16 protein-coding genes and 1 pseudogene (1 of these 17 running past the window's edge) are annotated in these 15,647 nt (G+C 36.1%); 6 read left to right on the top strand and 11 right to left on the bottom strand.

From position 1 onward, the window contains the following. The first annotated feature begins 62 nt into the window (after nt 1-62). Nucleotides 63-1,178, top strand: a complete 1,116-nt coding sequence (locus NSQ94_RS02270; protein WP_339230024.1) for an IS4 family transposase — start codon at nt 63-65, stop codon at nt 1,176-1,178. 140 nt (nt 1,179-1,318) lie between these two features. On the opposite strand, the gene NSQ94_RS02265 is transcribed toward NSQ94_RS02270, so the two are convergent. Continuing rightward, nucleotides 1,319-3,157 (bottom strand): ABC transporter permease, encoded by a 1,839-nt coding sequence (locus tag NSQ94_RS02265; RefSeq protein ID WP_339230022.1) that lies wholly within the window; start codon nt 3,155-3,157, stop codon nt 1,319-1,321. Further along, nucleotides 3,150-3,833 carry an ABC transporter ATP-binding protein gene (locus NSQ94_RS02260; protein ID WP_144598547.1) on the bottom strand — a complete coding sequence of 228 codons (684 nt, stop codon included), beginning with the start codon at nt 3,831-3,833 and terminating at the stop codon, nt 3,150-3,152. The genes NSQ94_RS02265 and NSQ94_RS02260 overlap by 8 nt, the downstream gene beginning before the upstream one ends. Before the next feature lie 137 nt (nt 3,834-3,970). Here NSQ94_RS02260 and NSQ94_RS02255 point away from each other — a divergent pair, with 137 nt between their 5' ends. Together NSQ94_RS02255 and NSQ94_RS02250 are read left to right on the top strand one after the other, a co-directional pair. Continuing rightward, complete coding sequence (locus NSQ94_RS02255; RefSeq protein WP_144598548.1) at nt 3,971-4,372, top strand: hypothetical protein; 402 nt, start codon at nt 3,971-3,973, stop codon at nt 4,370-4,372. 166 nt (nt 4,373-4,538) lie between these two features. Further along, nucleotides 4,539-4,841, top strand: a pseudogene (locus tag NSQ94_RS02250) (DUF817 family protein); the annotation flags it as partial. 424 nt (nt 4,842-5,265) lie between these two features. On the opposite strand, the gene groL reads toward NSQ94_RS02250, so the two are convergent. Both groL and groES read right to left on the bottom strand, forming a co-directional pair. Beyond that, nucleotides 5,266-6,888, bottom strand: a complete 1,623-nt coding sequence (groL, locus tag NSQ94_RS02245; protein ID WP_063388690.1) for a chaperonin GroEL — start codon at nt 6,886-6,888, stop codon at nt 5,266-5,268. Between the two features lie 53 nt (nt 6,889-6,941). Next, complete coding sequence (groES, locus tag NSQ94_RS02240) at nt 6,942-7,226, bottom strand: co-chaperone GroES (protein ID WP_063388689.1); 285 nt, start codon at nt 7,224-7,226, stop codon at nt 6,942-6,944. A 248-nt stretch (nt 7,227-7,474) separates the two neighbouring features. Between groES and NSQ94_RS02235 the strand changes: the two genes are divergently transcribed. Continuing rightward, nucleotides 7,475-8,206 (top strand): type II CAAX endopeptidase family protein, encoded by a 732-nt coding sequence (locus NSQ94_RS02235; protein WP_063388688.1) that lies wholly within the window; start codon nt 7,475-7,477, stop codon nt 8,204-8,206. A 4-nt stretch (nt 8,207-8,210) separates the two neighbouring features. Then, nucleotides 8,211-8,414: a YdiK family protein gene (locus tag NSQ94_RS02230; RefSeq protein WP_063388687.1), complete on the top strand. Its 204-nt coding sequence runs from the start codon at nt 8,211-8,213 to the stop codon at nt 8,412-8,414. A gap of 91 nt (nt 8,415-8,505) precedes the next feature. Here NSQ94_RS02230 and tatC read toward each other — a convergent pair whose 3' ends face one another. The 3 genes from tatC to NSQ94_RS02215 are packed head-to-tail and all read right to left on the bottom strand — an operon-like array spanning nt 8,506 to nt 10,110. Next, nucleotides 8,506-9,252 (bottom strand): twin-arginine translocase subunit TatC, encoded by a 747-nt coding sequence (gene tatC, locus NSQ94_RS02225; RefSeq protein WP_130158248.1) that lies wholly within the window; start codon nt 9,250-9,252, stop codon nt 8,506-8,508. 22 nt (nt 9,253-9,274) lie between these two features. Beyond that, nucleotides 9,275-9,454, bottom strand: a complete 180-nt coding sequence (locus NSQ94_RS02220) for a twin-arginine translocase TatA/TatE family subunit (RefSeq protein WP_144598515.1) — start codon at nt 9,452-9,454, stop codon at nt 9,275-9,277. A 14-nt stretch (nt 9,455-9,468) separates the two neighbouring features. After that, on the bottom strand, nt 9,469-10,110 hold the full coding sequence (locus tag NSQ94_RS02215) for a redox-sensing transcriptional repressor Rex (RefSeq protein ID WP_063388684.1): 642 nt from the start codon (nt 10,108-10,110) through the stop codon (nt 9,469-9,471). A gap of 311 nt (nt 10,111-10,421) precedes the next feature. Between NSQ94_RS02215 and NSQ94_RS02210 the strand changes: the two genes are divergently transcribed. Next, the gene (locus tag NSQ94_RS02210; RefSeq protein ID WP_144598516.1) at nt 10,422-12,344 is read left to right on the top strand and encodes an ABC-F family ATP-binding cassette domain-containing protein; all 1,923 of its coding nucleotides are present in this window, start codon (nt 10,422-10,424) and stop codon (nt 12,342-12,344) included. A gap of 304 nt (nt 12,345-12,648) precedes the next feature. Here the strand turns inward: NSQ94_RS02210 and NSQ94_RS02205 are convergent, their stop codons facing one another. The 4 genes from NSQ94_RS02205 to tsaB all read right to left on the bottom strand — a co-directional run. Next, entirely contained in the window at nt 12,649-13,818 is a 1,170-nt protein-coding gene (locus tag NSQ94_RS02205) for an ISL3 family transposase (RefSeq protein WP_339230019.1), read from the bottom strand. Nucleotides 13,819-13,969: 151 nt separating this feature from the next. Further along, on the bottom strand, nt 13,970-14,989 hold the full coding sequence (tsaD, locus tag NSQ94_RS02200; protein WP_066248098.1) for a tRNA (adenosine(37)-N6)-threonylcarbamoyltransferase complex transferase subunit TsaD: 1,020 nt from the start codon (nt 14,987-14,989) through the stop codon (nt 13,970-13,972). After that, nucleotides 14,989-15,468 carry a ribosomal protein S18-alanine N-acetyltransferase gene (gene rimI / locus NSQ94_RS02195; protein ID WP_063388681.1) on the bottom strand — a complete coding sequence of 160 codons (480 nt, stop codon included), beginning with the start codon at nt 15,466-15,468 and terminating at the stop codon, nt 14,989-14,991. Before rimI ends, tsaD begins: the two co-directional genes overlap by 1 nt. Next, a protein-coding gene (gene tsaB / locus NSQ94_RS02190; RefSeq protein ID WP_066248096.1) for a tRNA (adenosine(37)-N6)-threonylcarbamoyltransferase complex dimerization subunit type 1 TsaB crosses the window boundary here: on the bottom strand, nt 15,438-15,647 show its end. Its footprint extends 486 nt past the window's final position; 210 of the gene's 696 nt are visible here — the last part of the coding sequence; the start codon falls outside the window, past its right edge; the stop codon is at nt 15,438-15,440. The genes rimI and tsaB overlap by 31 nt, the downstream gene beginning before the upstream one ends.

The following is a 15,647-nucleotide window of genomic DNA, read 5'->3' as shown; positions in this document are numbered from 1 at the left end:
AATCCTTTACAATGGAAGTACAGGTGGTTCCTGTCCAAATCCAATCGTAAAGGATAACCGTTATGGACAAGAATACACTAATTTCATCATTTGGTAAATGGGTTTCACCCATAAATATTCAAAAACTTAGCGAACAAGTCAAAGAATTGAAACAGGACTATTACACAAAAAAGCTGACAACAGAAGCCTATATTAAACTTTTATTGGTAGCCCAGCTGCTCGAATTTACGAGCTTAGAGGAAATGAGTGATTCACTTGTAGACGAAGATCTTCAAAAAGCACTCGGATTTGAATCGATAAGTGCCTCTCAGCTATCCCGAAAAAACAATCAGATCAACCCACTAATTCTTGCAAATTTGTTCTTGGATCTTGTTTGGAAAATTCAACGGTACCATTATCAAAACGGAAAGAATATGCCACTGAAAATCATTGATTCAAGTACACTCCCGTTGAATTTGACCCATTATAAATGGGCAAAATTCCGTAAAACAAAAGCTGGTGTAAAGCTACACTTACGGCTCGTTTTCATGGATAAAGACACCGTCTATCCTGAAAAAGCAGTGATTACGACAGCAAAAGAACATGACCGAAATCAACTCGAAGTCCTAGTGGATGATCAAGAAGCCATGTATGTGTTTGACCGCGGTTATGTGGACTATGAACGTTTTGATCGGATGACAGATGATGGCTATTTCTTCGTTTCAAGACTGAAGAAAAACGCAGTCATTCGTGAAGTCTATACATTTTCACTTCCTGATGATTGTCACGTTCTATCCGATAAAATGGTCTACATTGGTACCACACAAAATCGTACTGAAAATGTCTTTCGTCTACTAGAAGTTATGGACACAAAAGGGAACTTACTTCGTTTCATCACCAACCGATTTGATTTAAAACCAGAAGAGATAAGTGATATTTACCGATCTCGCTGGGCTATTGAACTCTTTTTCAAATGGCTCAAGCAACACGTAGAAATTAAGCACTTTTATGGAATGAGTGAAACAGCTATTCAAAATCAAATTTTCTTAGCCCTTATCACGTATTGCTTACATGTTCTCATTCAATTGGAGATGAAAAGTAAGAAATCCCTACTTCGAATTACTCGTTGGTTAAAGAGAGCTCTGTGGAAACCAGCTTATGTTTGGTTGCGAAAATTTGATGGGCGAGCCAGTCCATAATCTCCCTTTTGTCGTTGTCGCTCTGATTTAACTGTATATATTTACCAAATGGGCAGTGCCACCTTTCTTTAGGTTTTGTCTTTTTGGCACAAATTCACAAAAATTAATTAACAGAAAATTCTAACTATATTTATGCAATGCTAATGATAATTTATGGACATATTATTTTCGTTACTGTTTGCACTCTCAATAACATCAAAAACTTCAAATTCCCATTTTTTTGTTTTTAATTGACCTGACTCTCTATACATTTTTATAAAACTTAATTTTTCGCCTATTAATTTACTGTTATTATTAATCTCTGTTTTGGGCAATATCAATAGTATTTTACCCTTAAAACTTTCAAAATCATTAGATTTATAAATCTCACCAAATTCAACTTCATTCACTATTCGATAACTTACATTGGGAATAATTATATCTTGTTCATATAAATTATTTAGTGAACCATTTTGTTTTATCCAGTTTTCTATAGAAGATGTTAATAAGTTTGGTTTTATAAGAGGATGAACGTCAATCATAAACGGATTTTTGTCAATGTACTTAATACCTCTAGTTTGTTCAAGTTGTTTTACTTCATGTATTGGAAATGTTAATCCCTTATGAGCTAAAACGTTAAGATTCTGTATATTCTCATAAGCATATATTTCTTGCGAATCAATATAATAATCCTGCTTAGCGTCCCAGATACCTTCACTTTCTTTTTGTAAAAAAAAGGAAAATAAAATAATCATCGTGCAAATGCTTAAATTGAATATAATTAGCAAAGAGTGTTTGGGATATTGAACCATTTGAATTACTAACTGTTTTTTAATAAATGAGGAAAATTTATATATCAAATAATCTCCTTTATTTTTAGAGTGACTATTGTTGTGTAATATGTTATTTATAGACTTTTTATTAAATTTGTTAATTGATTTAGTTGAAATTATGACAACTATAGTAAATAAAATGATAATCCATATCGATACTGTATTGATTATAGTGCTTAATTGTGAAGGATTGAGTTCTCCTTCAAAAAAAGTTTTCTTAATTATTAGTTTATGTAATGCTATATTTAGCGGAATTGAAAAAAGTATGCTGGATAAAAAGATAATTAAACACTGAAAAAAATGAAGTTTGTACAAATTTAAATTATTAGATCCTGCTGCTTTAAATAGCGCATCTTTTTGCAATTGAAAGAAATTGAAATAATAAAATAAACTCCAAAAACAAAAGGAGGCAACTATTAAAGTAATTATTTGAAAAAAGAATGTTAAGTTTGTGATGTTATCATATTGGTTTAAACCTTTATAAAATAATTTTTCATTAATAATTCCTTGATCATTATATATTTCTAGTAACTTTAACATTTCCTCTTCATTTTCTTTTGGGTCTTTATTGAATTTAATTAAAAAGTTGCTTGTTAAACTGTTGTCTTTGTTTGCCACTAAGATATTCGGAAAATCATTTACCCCTTTTTCTATATTGTATGGCACTGACCATTTAGCCGAATAATTTTCAATAATGCCAACAAGTTTAACTTGAGTAACATTGTTATTAATTAAAAGTTTTTTTGTGTCGCCTAATTTCCAAGTGGGATCTAGCTTTTCTAAGTAGAACGATTCTATTGCAACCTCATTCTCATTAGTAGGGAATTTGCCTTTTATTAGGTTAATATGTCCAATCTTAAATGCGTCAATATTCATCCAACCAATAGTAGCAGAAAGGTCTTCACTAATTTTTAATGTATCTATTAATTGATACTCTCCCGCATCAAAGTTATTATTATTTAGCAACGATTTTGATTCTTTAATACCAATTAATAAACCTGAATGCTCACCATAATTTTTATATGCTTTATTCTTTAGGCTTGTTTTTATTGCTTCAGATGATGTTATTAGTGAGGTAATGAATGCTAAAGTAATTCCGAGAGCAATGGTCATTACTAAAAACCATTTTAACCTCGCGATTAACAATTTTATTGAAAACTTAATCATGTTTGTTTTCCACCTTTAAAACACCATCATTCATTTTATATAAGTAATGGGGTTCTTTAATTAAGTTTTTCTCATGAGTTACGATTATTAGGGAAATATTATATTTCTTACTTAGTTTAATAAGTAATTTGATTACTAATTTTGTAGTTTCCTGATCCAAATTTCCTGTTGGTTCATCTGCAAACAAAATTTTTGGACAAGTTATTAAAGCACGAGCAATAGCTACCCTTTGTTGCTCCCCGCCAGACAGATAATTAGGTTTTTTACTCAGATGCCTTGAAATGTCTAGTTCATTAGCTAACTCATTAACATTTAACATATTCTTGTTAGAAGCCTTTACAAAATTAAATGGTAACTCTATATTTTCTTTGACAGTAAGCTCGGGTATTAATTGGAATGATTGGAATATAAATCCAAATGATTCACCTCTTATTCGTGACTGTTCATTGTCATTTAGTTCATAAAAGGATTTATTTTCAAAAAAAACTCTTCCATTACTTGGCTTTTCTAGTCCTCCTATCATACTCAAAAAAGTAGATTTTCCGGAACCACTCTTTCCCTCTATTACATATATTTCTCCTTTCTTAACACTAAATGAAGTGGGTTTAACAACTAAATAGTTATTATATGTATTAAATGATTTACTGATTTCTTCTGCTTTAAGTATAATTGACATCGTTTCCTCCCGTATATTAATATAACGTATTTACTAACAAATAAGACTATTTTATATTAATATTTTATTCAAAAATATACAAATTTGCAAAATAATTATTGAATTTCCTAATATTTGATAATATAAGGAGTGATAATATGAAAGGTAAATTAAAAAAATTAACTATATCAACTGCTCTTCTTGTAGGCGTAATCGCTTTACCGATTACGGCTAGTGCTTATAGCAAGTCCTATACATTTTCAATGACTCACGGATTTGATGGAACTACAGTATTTTCTTTAAAAAATGCTAAAGCCTCTACTACTGTTAAAGCGGACACTTATAAAGCCAACGGTTCTATAGATTCTAATAAATCTAAATACAGTGTTGCGTTATATGGCGGGTTTTTTAATTACTATAGTAGTGGTGATATTTCTGCTAATGGTTATACCTACACTAAAAGCTATGGCACTGTTGCTAAAAGAGATTATATACTTAGACTTAGCAAAACTAGTTCCATCGGTTATAGGGTTAAAGGTTCTGGTACTATAAATCAGTAACTACATAAATAAAATGATAATCCCCTTAAATACCTCCCGTTGAAGACTTGTCCAACTAGGAGGGTATGGTATTAAGGGTTTGTTGGCAAGTGGTTTTTTTAATTTGTGCAAGCCCTAGGGCTTGCACAAATTAATTGCCTACACTATATTAATAGATTGCCACAAACAATCATGGGTCACATTCGAGGTTGATGGAACTCGTTACCGCATGCCACTCGCACTTTCTTTTGTGCTCATCGGATTTTTTATATGGATAGCCGAAAATATTGCAACGTTCTTTGGAGCTTGGGAATATCCAAACCAAACCGATGCATGGAGTCTCGTTCATCTAGGAAAGGTGAGTTCATGGTTCTTATTAGTGATTGTCAGCTTTCTTATAGTAGCGACGTTAAAGCAGGTTAAGGGAAAAATTGTTTCACCCAAGAAGGATAAGGTTCAAGAGGCGTTTGATAATCATTTAAAGGAATGAGATAGAGGTTCTTTTTAAGCTATACCCGCTAATGAAAGCTCACGTGTTATTCAGTTATCGGGCGCCTTTTTGGAGTCACGATAAAAGAGGCTGGCCAAAAAGTCAGGGTAACTGATTTTTTGGACAACCCCGTGGAGGAAACAGTCCCTCTCTATTCCAAATCCATTTCAGCGATCCCCTATCTATCTTACATTACACAAAATTGTTGACGGTACCTAGTCAGTAAATATTGTCCCTATTAATTATCATTTCTCTACATCATTATTCTATTAAAAAGAAAATAATGTTGCGCCATTAATGAAAAAGAAGCTCCCCAAAAGCCCAATGAAACTAATGAGAAGCTTTATAAAAATTTGTGATTTTTTTGGTCAAAAAAATAAGGAACACCAGGAAACCCTGGTGTTCCAAGATTTTTGAGCAATTATTACATCATTCCGCCCATGTCAGGCATGCCTGGGTTGCCGTTACCTTTGTTTTCTTCTGGTTTGTCAGCAACAACTGCTTCAGTTGTTAAGAACATAGCGGCAACGGATGCTGCGTTTTGAAGAGCAGAACGAGTTACTTTTGTTGGGTCAACGATACCAGCTTCGATCATGTTCACCCATTCGCCTGTAGCAGCGTTAAAGCCGATTCCAACTTCTTCTTTTTTCAAGCGTTCAACGATAACAGAGCCTTCTAAACCAGCGTTGTGAGCGATTTGGCGAACTGGCTCTTCTAAAGCGCGAAGAACGATGTTTACACCAGTTTGAACGTCGCCTTCTGCTTCAATTTCAGCAACTTTTTTGTAAACGTTAACTAGAGCTGTACCACCACCGGAGACAATTCCTTCTTCCACTGCTGCACGAGTGGAGTTAAGAGCGTCTTCGATGCGAAGTTTACGTTCTTTCAATTCTGTTTCAGTAGCGGCACCAACTTTGATAACTGCTACGCCGCCAGCTAATTTTGCTAAGCGCTCTTGAAGTTTTTCTTTATCAAATTCAGAAGTTGTTTCTTCCAATTGAGCTTTAATTTGATTTACGCGAGCTGCAATTTTGTCGCTTGCGCCTGCGCCTTCAACAATTGTAGTTGTTTCTTTCGTTACAACAACTTTTGCAGCGCGGCCTAATTGAGAAATAGTAGCGCTCTTAAGATCTAAACCTAAATCTTCTGTAATAACTTCACCATCTGTTAAAATGGCGATATCTTCTAACATTGCTTTGCGGCGGTCACCGAATCCAGGAGCTTTTACAGCTACAGCATTAAATGTACCGCGAAGTTTGTTCACAACTAATGTTGCTAAAGCTTCGCCTTCAACATCTTCAGCAATGATTAATAAAGGTTTGCCTTGTTGTACAACTTGCTCAAGAACTGGCAAGATTTCTTGGATGTTAGAGATTTTCTTGTCAGTAATTAAAATGTATGGATTTTCAAGAACAGCTTCCATTTTATCAGAATCTGTTACCATGTATGGAGAAGCATATCCGCGGTCAAACTGCATTCCTTCTACAACGTCAAGCTCAGTAGTGAAACCTTTAGATTCTTCAATAGTGATAACGCCATCGTTACCAACACGTTCCATTGCTTCAGCAATTAATTTACCTACTTCATCATCCGCAGCAGAAATAGCAGCAACTTGAGCAATTGATTCTTTTCCTTCAATTGGTTTAGAAATTGCTTTTAATTCTTCAACAGCTGTAGCAACTGCTTTTTCAATTCCTTTACGTACACCCATTGGGTTTGCGCCAGCTGTTACGTTTTTAAGTCCTTCGCGGATCATTGCTTGAGCTAAAACTGTTGCAGTAGTTGTACCGTCCCCAGCAACATCGTTTGTTTTGCTAGCAACTTCTGCAACTAATTTTGCACCCATGTTTTCAAATGGATCTTCTAATTCAATTTCTTTTGCAATCGTAACGCCATCGTTTGTAATTAACGGAGAACCGAATTTTTTCTCAAGAACAACGTTACGGCCTTTTGGTCCTAAAGTAACTTTAACCGCATCTGCTAATTTATCCACACCACGCAGCATTGCACGACGTGCTTCTTCACTGAATTTAATTTCTTTTGCCATGTTGCGAAAACCTCCTCAAAATTTAAATTGTCTATGATATTGGGCTGTCTCTATTAGCCGATCACAGCCAAAATGTCGCTTTCACGCAAAATTAAGTATTCTTTGCCGTCATATTTTACTTCTGTGCCGGCGTATTTTGAGAAGATAATGCGATCGCCAACAGCAACTTCAACTGCAACACGTTCACCGCTGTCTAATACACGACCAGTACCAACTGCTACTACTTTACCTTCTTGAGGTTTTTCTTTAGCTGTGTCAGGCAATACGATGCCGCTTGCTGTTTTTTCTTCTGTTTCAACAAGTTCAATTACAACGCGATCACCTAATGGCTTTAACAAGGGAAACAACCTCCTCAAATATCTTTTGAGATTTTCAAAATTTATTCCTTATTCATTATTAGCACTCATTGCTATCGAGTGCTAACACCAATTATTATATTAAAGAAACCTCCTCTATTTTTCAAGTCTCTTTTAAAAAAATTTTAACATCCACCATTAAGTGCTTACCTTGTCAAAATTGTTTTTCTTTCTTTAAAACATTGTGTGTTAAAATAGTCATATGAATCTTTTATAAAGGAGAACTATTCGTGAAAAAGCAATATTGGTGGATCATCATTACGTACATCATTATGCAGCTCTCATCCTATATTGGAGTTCCCCTTTTTTATGAACTGGGTGTTGGCGTCGATGAAAATCTCAATGCAGGACTTTTTCAAGCGCAAGCATATTGGTCGATTACAAGTTTTACTGCTGCGTTTGTCATTATTTTATTTCTCCTTCGTCATGAACGAAAAAATAATGTCCGGATTGAAAAAGCTTCTTTCGGCGAATCTGCCATATGGGCTGTTTTCGGAGTTTTTTTAGCTTTTTTCATTCAAACAATCGTTGGCAATATTGAAATATATGTACTTAAAGTTAATCCGATGTCGGAAAATACTCAAGTTATTATGGATTTAATTGAAGCAACGCCTTATTTGATTATTGTCACATCAATAATAGGACCGATTCTTGAAGAAATTATCTTCCGAAAAATTATTTTCGGGGTGATTTATCAAAAAACGAATTTTTGGATCGGTGCGCTTGTCAGTTCGCTATTATTCGGCATCGTGCATGGGGAGCCTGAACTTTTATTGCGTTATACAGCAATGGGATTTACGTTCGCTTTTTTATATTATAAAACAAAACGCATATTAGTCCCTATTTTTGCCCATACAATGATGAATACAATCGTAGTCATCATTCAAACAATTTATCATGATGAGATTGAAAACATGATGAAGCAAATGGAACAAATACAAATCATTATTGGAGGCAGCTAAGATTATGAATTTTCATCCCGTTTCCATGGGACTCTTCTATTTTATCATGGGAGTTCTATTTACATATTTAGCAATTCATCATGCTGAAAATGGTATGTGGACAGCTACAAATATGATTTTAATGATTTTAGCCACGTTTGATTTTGCTGTTTCCATCCGCATGTTCACTTTCTCATATAAAATTCGGAAAGCAAAAAACAACCGATGAGGTGTAATGATATTATCCCTCTTGTGTAGACAGTAGGAAAAAAGCCTATACTGTCTACTTGACAGGGATATGTTTTAACAGCCCATCGGTTTTACTTTTGATCTGATTCTTTTATTTGAGAAGACTGTGCTTTTTTGTAAGCAAATCTTGAAACAATGATACTTATTTCATACAAAATGAATAGCGGAATCGTGACCATTAAATGCGACACAATTTCAGGCGGCGTAATAATCGCTGCGATAACAAGCAATACAAAATACGCATATTTTCTAACCTTTACCAAAAACGCCGGATTGATGATCCCGAGTCTTGTTAAAAACATTATGACAACGGGAAGCTGAAACAACAGTCCGAAAGGCAATGTTAACTGCAGCAGGAAACGAAAGTATTCATTTATTCCTATCATTTGTTGAATGTTTAAATCATTGGAAAGCCGCCCCATAAAATCGATGACAAAAGGAAACAAAATAAAATAAGAGAAGCTTATACCTAAAAGAAATAAAGCAACCGACAACGGTATATAGCTTAATGTGACCCGCCTTTCTTTTTCATACAGTCCTGGGCTGATAAACGCCCAAAGCTGGTACAATAAAACAGGGAAAGTTAGAATTAAAGCAATAATAAATGTAAACTGCATATAAACGATCAATGGATCTGCAGGACGAAAAGCATTTAAGGCGAATTGCTTTGCTTCATCAGTTTGCTGTAAAAAAACAATAATTGGCTTCGCTATGAAAAAGCCAGTAATCATAGCAACGAAAAAGAAAACGACTACAATAATCAGCCGTTTTCTAAGCTCCGCTATATGCTCCAACACGGACATTTTTTTTTCGCTCATCATTATTCATCCATTCTTCTTGCTATTCATATTCATTTTTCTTGTTTTCTTCATCATCGTCTGCTAAGCCCTTCGTGGCACTTTTAAACTCCTTTAATGATTCTCCTATAGCTTTTCCAAGCTCAGGAAGTTTTTTCGGCCCGAAAACAAGCAGAGCTGCAAATACAATCAACAGCAAGCTTCCAATTCCAATTGTTGGCATTTAATATCGCTCCTTCAATCTTCATTCGAATAATGTTTTAAAAAATATGCAAGAGCCTGAAGTTCAACAGATAGATCGATATGATGAATCCGAATTTTATCCGGAACATTTAAGCGAGCCGGCGTAAAATTTAAAATGCCTTTTATGCCTTTTTCCACTAACCGATCCGTTATTCCTTGAGCGGCGGTTGCCGGGACCGTTAATATCGCAACAGGCACATCATCAGGCAATTCACTTTCTAGCTGATCCAAATGATAAATTGGAACTCCACCAATTTTCATTCCTACTTTTCGTTTATTAATGTCAAATGCAATAACAATTTGTGTGTTGTTATTTTTTGTAAAATTGTAATTTAAAAAAGCTGTTCCCAAATTTCCGACGCCAATGAGGGCAACTTTGGTCAACTCATCTTGGTCAAGCGTCTTTCTAAAAAATGATAACAAATAATTGACATTATATCCATAACCTTTTTTGCCCAGCGCTCCGAAATATGAAAAGTCCCTTCTAATTGTCGCAGAATCTACTTTTACTGCTTCACTCAGTTCTTGAGAGGAAACACGTTGTTTTCCCGAGGCATGTAAATTTTGCAAAAACCGATAATATAGAGGTAATCTTTTTGCAGTTGCTTGCGGTATCTTAGATTGATCTTGATTCAATGCTCATCCCTCGCAATCCAAAACAACCTGACTAATTTTGTTTTTAACTATGTTTTCTAGCAAGCGGCTGCTCGCCTGTATGAAACAATATCAGACTGATAACGCTTCCATCCTGATCTTCTTCTCCGTCTACATTTCTTTTTATTTGTTTTTTCTCCAAACTCTCCTTATATAAAAACTATACACTATTTTTTTATTCGTGTCTTTTGAACGATTGTTACAATTTCTTGTCCTTTTGTTCATCAGGTCAGTTGCCTGCAGTCAAATATATAGGCTACACTTATTCTAGCAAAGATTGAGGTGAACTATGGATGATTTTATTGCAGTTAAACAAAATCACAAAATATTATGGTGCTGACCTTATTTTATCGAATATTAAGCTGGAAATCCAAACAGGAGATAAAATCGCCGTTGTAGGCCGCAATGGAGCCGGAAAATCAACATTATTGAAAATCATTGCCGGTGAAATGCCCTTTGATTCTGGTGAAATTGTGAAGCCAAAAGATTTAACAATCGGCTATCTGGCACAAAACACAGGATTAGAATCAACTAAGTCGATATGGGATGAAATGCTAACCGTTTTTGAAGAGTTGCGGAACATCGAAGCTGAGCTGCGAAATATTGAACAAAAAATGGCAGCTATCTCCTCAGCTGGAGATTCTCATGCTTTGCAAAGCTTAATGAAGGAATATGATTCACTCCAACATTTATATAAAGAAAATGGCGGATATCAATATGAGGCGGATATCCGTTCTGTGCTGCATGGATTAGGGTTTGCTGATTACGACTATTCAACTAAAATTTCGGTTTTGAGCGGAGGACAAAAAACCCGGTTAGCACTCGGAAAGCTCCTGTTGAAAAAACCGGATCTGCTCATACTCGACGAGCCGACAAACCATCTTGACATGGAAACATTAAACTGGCTCGAACAATATTTACAGCATTATAATGGAGCGGTTCTAATTGTTTCCCACGACCGGTACTTTTTAGATCGCGTTGTCAACACTGTTTATGAAATATCACGAACAGTTTGTACGAAGTATGTTGGGAATTACAGCGCTTATTTAAAACAAAAAGCGGAAGCGTACGAAAGGGAATTAAAACAATTTGAAAAACAGCAAGAAGAAATCGCGCGGATGAAAGATTTTATTCAACGAAACTTAGCAAGAGCATCGACAACGAAACGTGCGCAAAGCAGAAGGAAAATGCTTGAGAAAATGGAAATACTGGACAGACCCGCTGGGGACGAGAAGTCAGCCAGCTTTTCCTTCGAAATCGAAAAGCAAAGCGGCAATGACGTGTTAAAAGCCATTGATTTGTCCCTTTCCTACGATCAAAAAACTCCGATCGTGAAAAATATTAACTTTTCGATCAACAGGAAGGACTCAATTGCCTTAATAGGGCCAAACGGAGTTGGAAAATCTACCTTATTAAAAACGATCATCAACCGCTTAAAGCCGCTGAGCGGAAAAATTCAGTTTGGATCTAATGTCCAAATCGGATATTATGACCAGGAACAAGCGGATTTGTCTTCATCTAAACGGGTTTTAGATGAATTGTGGGATGACTATCCCGAAAAAACAGAAAAAGAAATCCGAACGGTTTTAGGGAATTTTCTTTTTTCCGGAGATGAAGTGCTGAAAACCGTCTCGTCTTTAAGCGGAGGAGAAAAAGCTCGGCTCGCTTTAGCGAAATTAATGCTAAAAAAAGCTAACTTTCTCATCATGGATGAACCTACGAATCATCTGGATCTCGACAGCAAAGAAGTATTGGAAAACGCTCTGATAAATTTTCCTGGAACAATCTTGTTTGTTTCGCATGATCGTTATTTTATCAACAAAATCGCGACCAAAATTTTTGAATTATCCACAGAAGGCATTGCCGAATATATCGGGGACTATGATTATTACATTGCAAAAAAAGCGGAGATGATCGAGCTTGAACAGTTGAAAGAACCAACTATCGAAACCAAAGAGCAAAAACAAGGAAAATTATCTTATGAACAAGAAAAAATATTGAAAAAAAAGGAACGGCAAAGACAGCGCCGCATTGAAGAACTTGAAAACAAAATAGCAGAAATTGAAGAAGCGATCGCTGAAAACAATGAAATGCTTTGCGATCCAAATATATACCAAGATCATGAAAAAGCTCAAAAACTTCATGATCAAAATGTCATGTTAACGGAACAACTAGATCAACTGATGGAGGAATGGGAATCACTTCTTTCTGAATAACCGGCTCATGCCGGTTTTTTATTTATTTTGTTTCCTTCAGCATGTTTCTCTCAAACAGTTATCCACATCATTAGTTCCTTACCTTATAATATTTTTCTTATTTGTTCACATTATCCACAACAAACCCCTTTAGTTATCCACATGTTTCACCTTGTTTTTTCTTCTTCTATTTCAATGTTTCGTCTTATTTATCCAAAATGAAGATTTTCTTTGTGGATAACCTGTGGTTAAAATAAAAAAAGGTTCTATGTCAATTGTTGGGGTGCACTTGATGTGAAGTGCACCTCTTTTATATGTATGAAAGTTAAATAAGTGAGCATAATACCTTATTTCTAAGTCGTTGAAAGTTGCGAATACCATAAGACATTCGTTTAATGACTTTCATTTTATTGTTAATCCCTTCTAAATAACCGTTAGTGTAGGGATACATAAACGAATTGATGATTTCTTTCTCCCAGCTTTTAAAGGTTCGTTTCATGTACTGATATTCGTCCAGTCCTGATTCGTCAATCGCTTGATACAGTTGTTCTAAGTTCAACCTTACATTGCGTTCATTGCTTTGTGTCATCCATTTTTTAAAGACTTCTTTCACTTGATAAGCTTTCTTTAAATCGGGGGACAACTCTAAATAATATTGCAGGAGCTCCTGTTCTCTTGTGGTTAACTTCTCTTTCGGTTTATGTAAGAGAAAACGTAACTTTTTCATCGATTTTCGATCTTTGTCTTGGAACGACTTTTGTACTCTCTTTCGTACTCGTTCAAGTGCCCAGAAGTTATGACGAGCATAATGGAATTTGTCCACGATGATAATTGGATTTTGAAAGAGTTGTTGAGCCAATATTTTATACGGCTGCCACATATCCATGACCACCATTTGAACACGATGAGTCGGTAAAGAACGAAAATAATCTTTTAGCGTGGACAACTTACGGTCTTGAATCACATCAAATACCTTGAAGCCTCGAGGGTCTCCGATGACACATTGATATTTTCCTTTTTCGGTTGTCCCCTTAAACTCATCAATGGCTAAAATTTGTGGTAATGAGTGGTTCTCATAAGTATAATAACGGTCAAACCATCGAATCACCGTTGAGTGTCCCAATCCAAGCTCTTTCGCCACTTCCTTAAAATTGGCCGTTCTCACTTTGATAAGAAGGGCTTGAAGGACACGTATCGTATGACGTTGATAGCGCTCTAAGAAGGGATATCGTTCATAGAAACGCTTTCCACAGGATGTACATTTATAGCGACGCTTTTTTAGAATGAGATACGTATACATTTCGCGAAATTTGACATCTCGAATCTTCTGCAGGCGATAATCATGAATAGATCTTGTCCTTTCCCCGCACTGAGGACAACTTTGATGACAAGGTTTGGTTTCGATAAAAATTTCTAGGTGCGTATCCGTTTCTACAATATTTGACACAATGACATTTTCTAATCCAATCAGTTTTGTGATACAATAGTCTTGCATTTACGAAGTCTCCTTTTAAATGAGGTTTGGTCACTTTCATTATAAAAGAGAGCACTTCGTAAATGCTTTTTTATTGTATGAAATTCTTTACCCCAACATTTAGTATAGAACCCAAAAAAATAGGGCCGCTGTTCATTCGACCCTATTTTGCCTATATATATGACGTTAATTCCAATCCAGGATGAGCATTCATACGATAATCACCGAAAATTCCTTTTTCATAAAGTACATCAGCGAAAGCTGCAATCATGGCCGCATTATCTGTGCATAAGGACAATGGTGGAATGACGAGGTCGATCCCTTTTTTCTTTTTGAATGCTTCCTCCATAGCAGTTCTTAATCCTTTATTCGCCGCTACCCCGCCTGATAAAAGAACTTGCTGAGCTTGATACTTCTCACTGGCACGAACAGTTTTTTCCACTAAAACTTCTACAACACTTTGCTGAAAACTTGCAGCCATATCTTTCGGATCTATCGTGATCCCTCTTTGCGCCGCGTTATGAAGAGTGTTAATCACCGCTGACTTCAGCCCGCTGAAACTAAAATGAAACGAGCCTTCTTCAAGCCATGCTCGCGGCAAATCAATGGAAGCAGTTCCTTCATGTGCTAGCCTGTCGATATGAGGCCCGCCCGGGTAAGGCAGGTTTAATGTTCGCGCAACTTTATCATAAGCCTCTCCTGCTGCATCATCAAGTGTTTCCCCAATCACCTCAAAACAACCGTGCTCCTTCATATAGACAAGCTCTGTATGGCCGCCGGAAACAACTAATGCAATCAGCGGGAAAGAAAATTCTTTCACAAGACGGTTCGCATAAATGTGTCCTGCAATATGATGTACTCCGATTAGTGGAAGATCATACGCAAAAGCTAAAGCCTTTGCGGCATTGACTCCAATCAATAATGCACCAACCAGCCCCGGTCCTTCTGTCACGGCTACGGCGTTCAAATCGTGATACGACAGATTCGCCTGTTTTAACGTTTCTTCTAATACGAGAGTAATTTGCTCGACATGATGGCGTGAAGCGATTTCTGGAACGACTCCGCCAAAACGTTTATGGCTTTCAATTTGGGAAGCAACGACTTGTGCAACAATTTCTTTTCCGTTTTTCACAATGGCAGCTGCTGTTTCATCACAGCTTGTTTCAATTCCTAAAATTAATCGATCTTTCATTATAAATTCACCTGCATTAATATCGCATCTTCTTGGTTATCCGTATAATAGTTTTCCCGGATTCCGATTGGTTCAAAATTCAATTTCTTATATAATGATTGCGCAACCGTATTCGAAACCCGGACTTCTAATGTAACGGTTTTGGCTCCTTTTTCTTTTGCTACGTTTAAAACGCTTCTAAGCAGGGTCTCTCCCAGCTTTTTTCCCCGATACGCTGGAGAAATAGCAATATTGGTAATCTGCCCATCATCAACAATCACCCATAAACCGCAATACCCTACAACTTTTCCTTCATATTCTATTACTAAATAAGTAGCAAAATGGTTATGGACCAATTCCCGATAAAATGATTCCTTTGTCCAAGGAACCGAAAATGACAGCTGTTCGATTTCATAAACACGATGTATATCTTCAACTGTCATTTTTCGAACATTTACTTGATTATTAATCATGTTGACGTTTTTTGCTGCTCGATCCATTTCGCTTCCGCCTCTGCTAACCTTAAATAATTTGGCACAAACTGATGAACATTAACTGCTTCTCTGGTCATTCCCAGCAAACCTAGCAATCCCGGACGCGGCTGGTGCAATGACGGATCCCCGATGACTGCCAGCTCACCCATTATTTCTTTGATCAGATCTAAATGAAGAGAAACATC

This window comes from Aeribacillus sp. FSL K6-2833 (assembly GCF_037965815.1).
Classification (GTDB): domain Bacteria; phylum Bacillota; class Bacilli; order Bacillales; family Aeribacillaceae; genus Aeribacillus; species Aeribacillus composti.
Note: the sequence above shows the minus strand (reverse complement) of the source record. Positions and strands in the feature narration are given on the sequence as shown.

Excerpts from the sequence above, each read along its gene's own strand:
- NSQ94_RS02270 (WP_339230024.1), top strand. The coding sequence starts at position 63 with ATGGACAAGAATACACTAATTTCATCATTTGGTAAATGGGTTTCACCC.
- NSQ94_RS02265 (WP_339230022.1), bottom strand. The coding sequence starts at position 3,157 with ATGATTAAGTTTTCAATAAAATTGTTAATCGCGAGGTTAAAATGGTTT.
- NSQ94_RS02260 (WP_144598547.1), bottom strand. The coding sequence starts at position 3,833 with ATGTCAATTATACTTAAAGCAGAAGAAATCAGTAAATCATTTAATACA.
- NSQ94_RS02255 (WP_144598548.1), top strand. The coding sequence starts at position 3,971 with ATGAAAGGTAAATTAAAAAAATTAACTATATCAACTGCTCTTCTTGTA.
- groL (WP_063388690.1), bottom strand. The coding sequence starts at position 6,888 with ATGGCAAAAGAAATTAAATTCAGTGAAGAAGCACGTCGTGCAATGCTG.
- NSQ94_RS02230 (WP_063388687.1), top strand. The coding sequence starts at position 8,211 with ATGAATTTTCATCCCGTTTCCATGGGACTCTTCTATTTTATCATGGGA.
- tatC (WP_130158248.1), bottom strand. The coding sequence starts at position 9,252 with ATGAGCGAAAAAAAAATGTCCGTGTTGGAGCATATAGCGGAGCTTAGA.
- NSQ94_RS02220 (WP_144598515.1), bottom strand. The coding sequence starts at position 9,454 with ATGCCAACAATTGGAATTGGAAGCTTGCTGTTGATTGTATTTGCAGCT.
- NSQ94_RS02210 (WP_144598516.1), top strand. The coding sequence starts at position 10,422 with ATGATTTTATTGCAGTTAAACAAAATCACAAAATATTATGGTGCTGAC.
- NSQ94_RS02205 (WP_339230019.1), bottom strand. The coding sequence starts at position 13,818 with ATGCAAGACTATTGTATCACAAAACTGATTGGATTAGAAAATGTCATT.
- tsaD (WP_066248098.1), bottom strand. The coding sequence starts at position 14,989 with ATGAAAGATCGATTAATTTTAGGAATTGAAACAAGCTGTGATGAAACA.
- rimI (WP_063388681.1), bottom strand. The coding sequence starts at position 15,468 with ATGGATCGAGCAGCAAAAAACGTCAACATGATTAATAATCAAGTAAAT.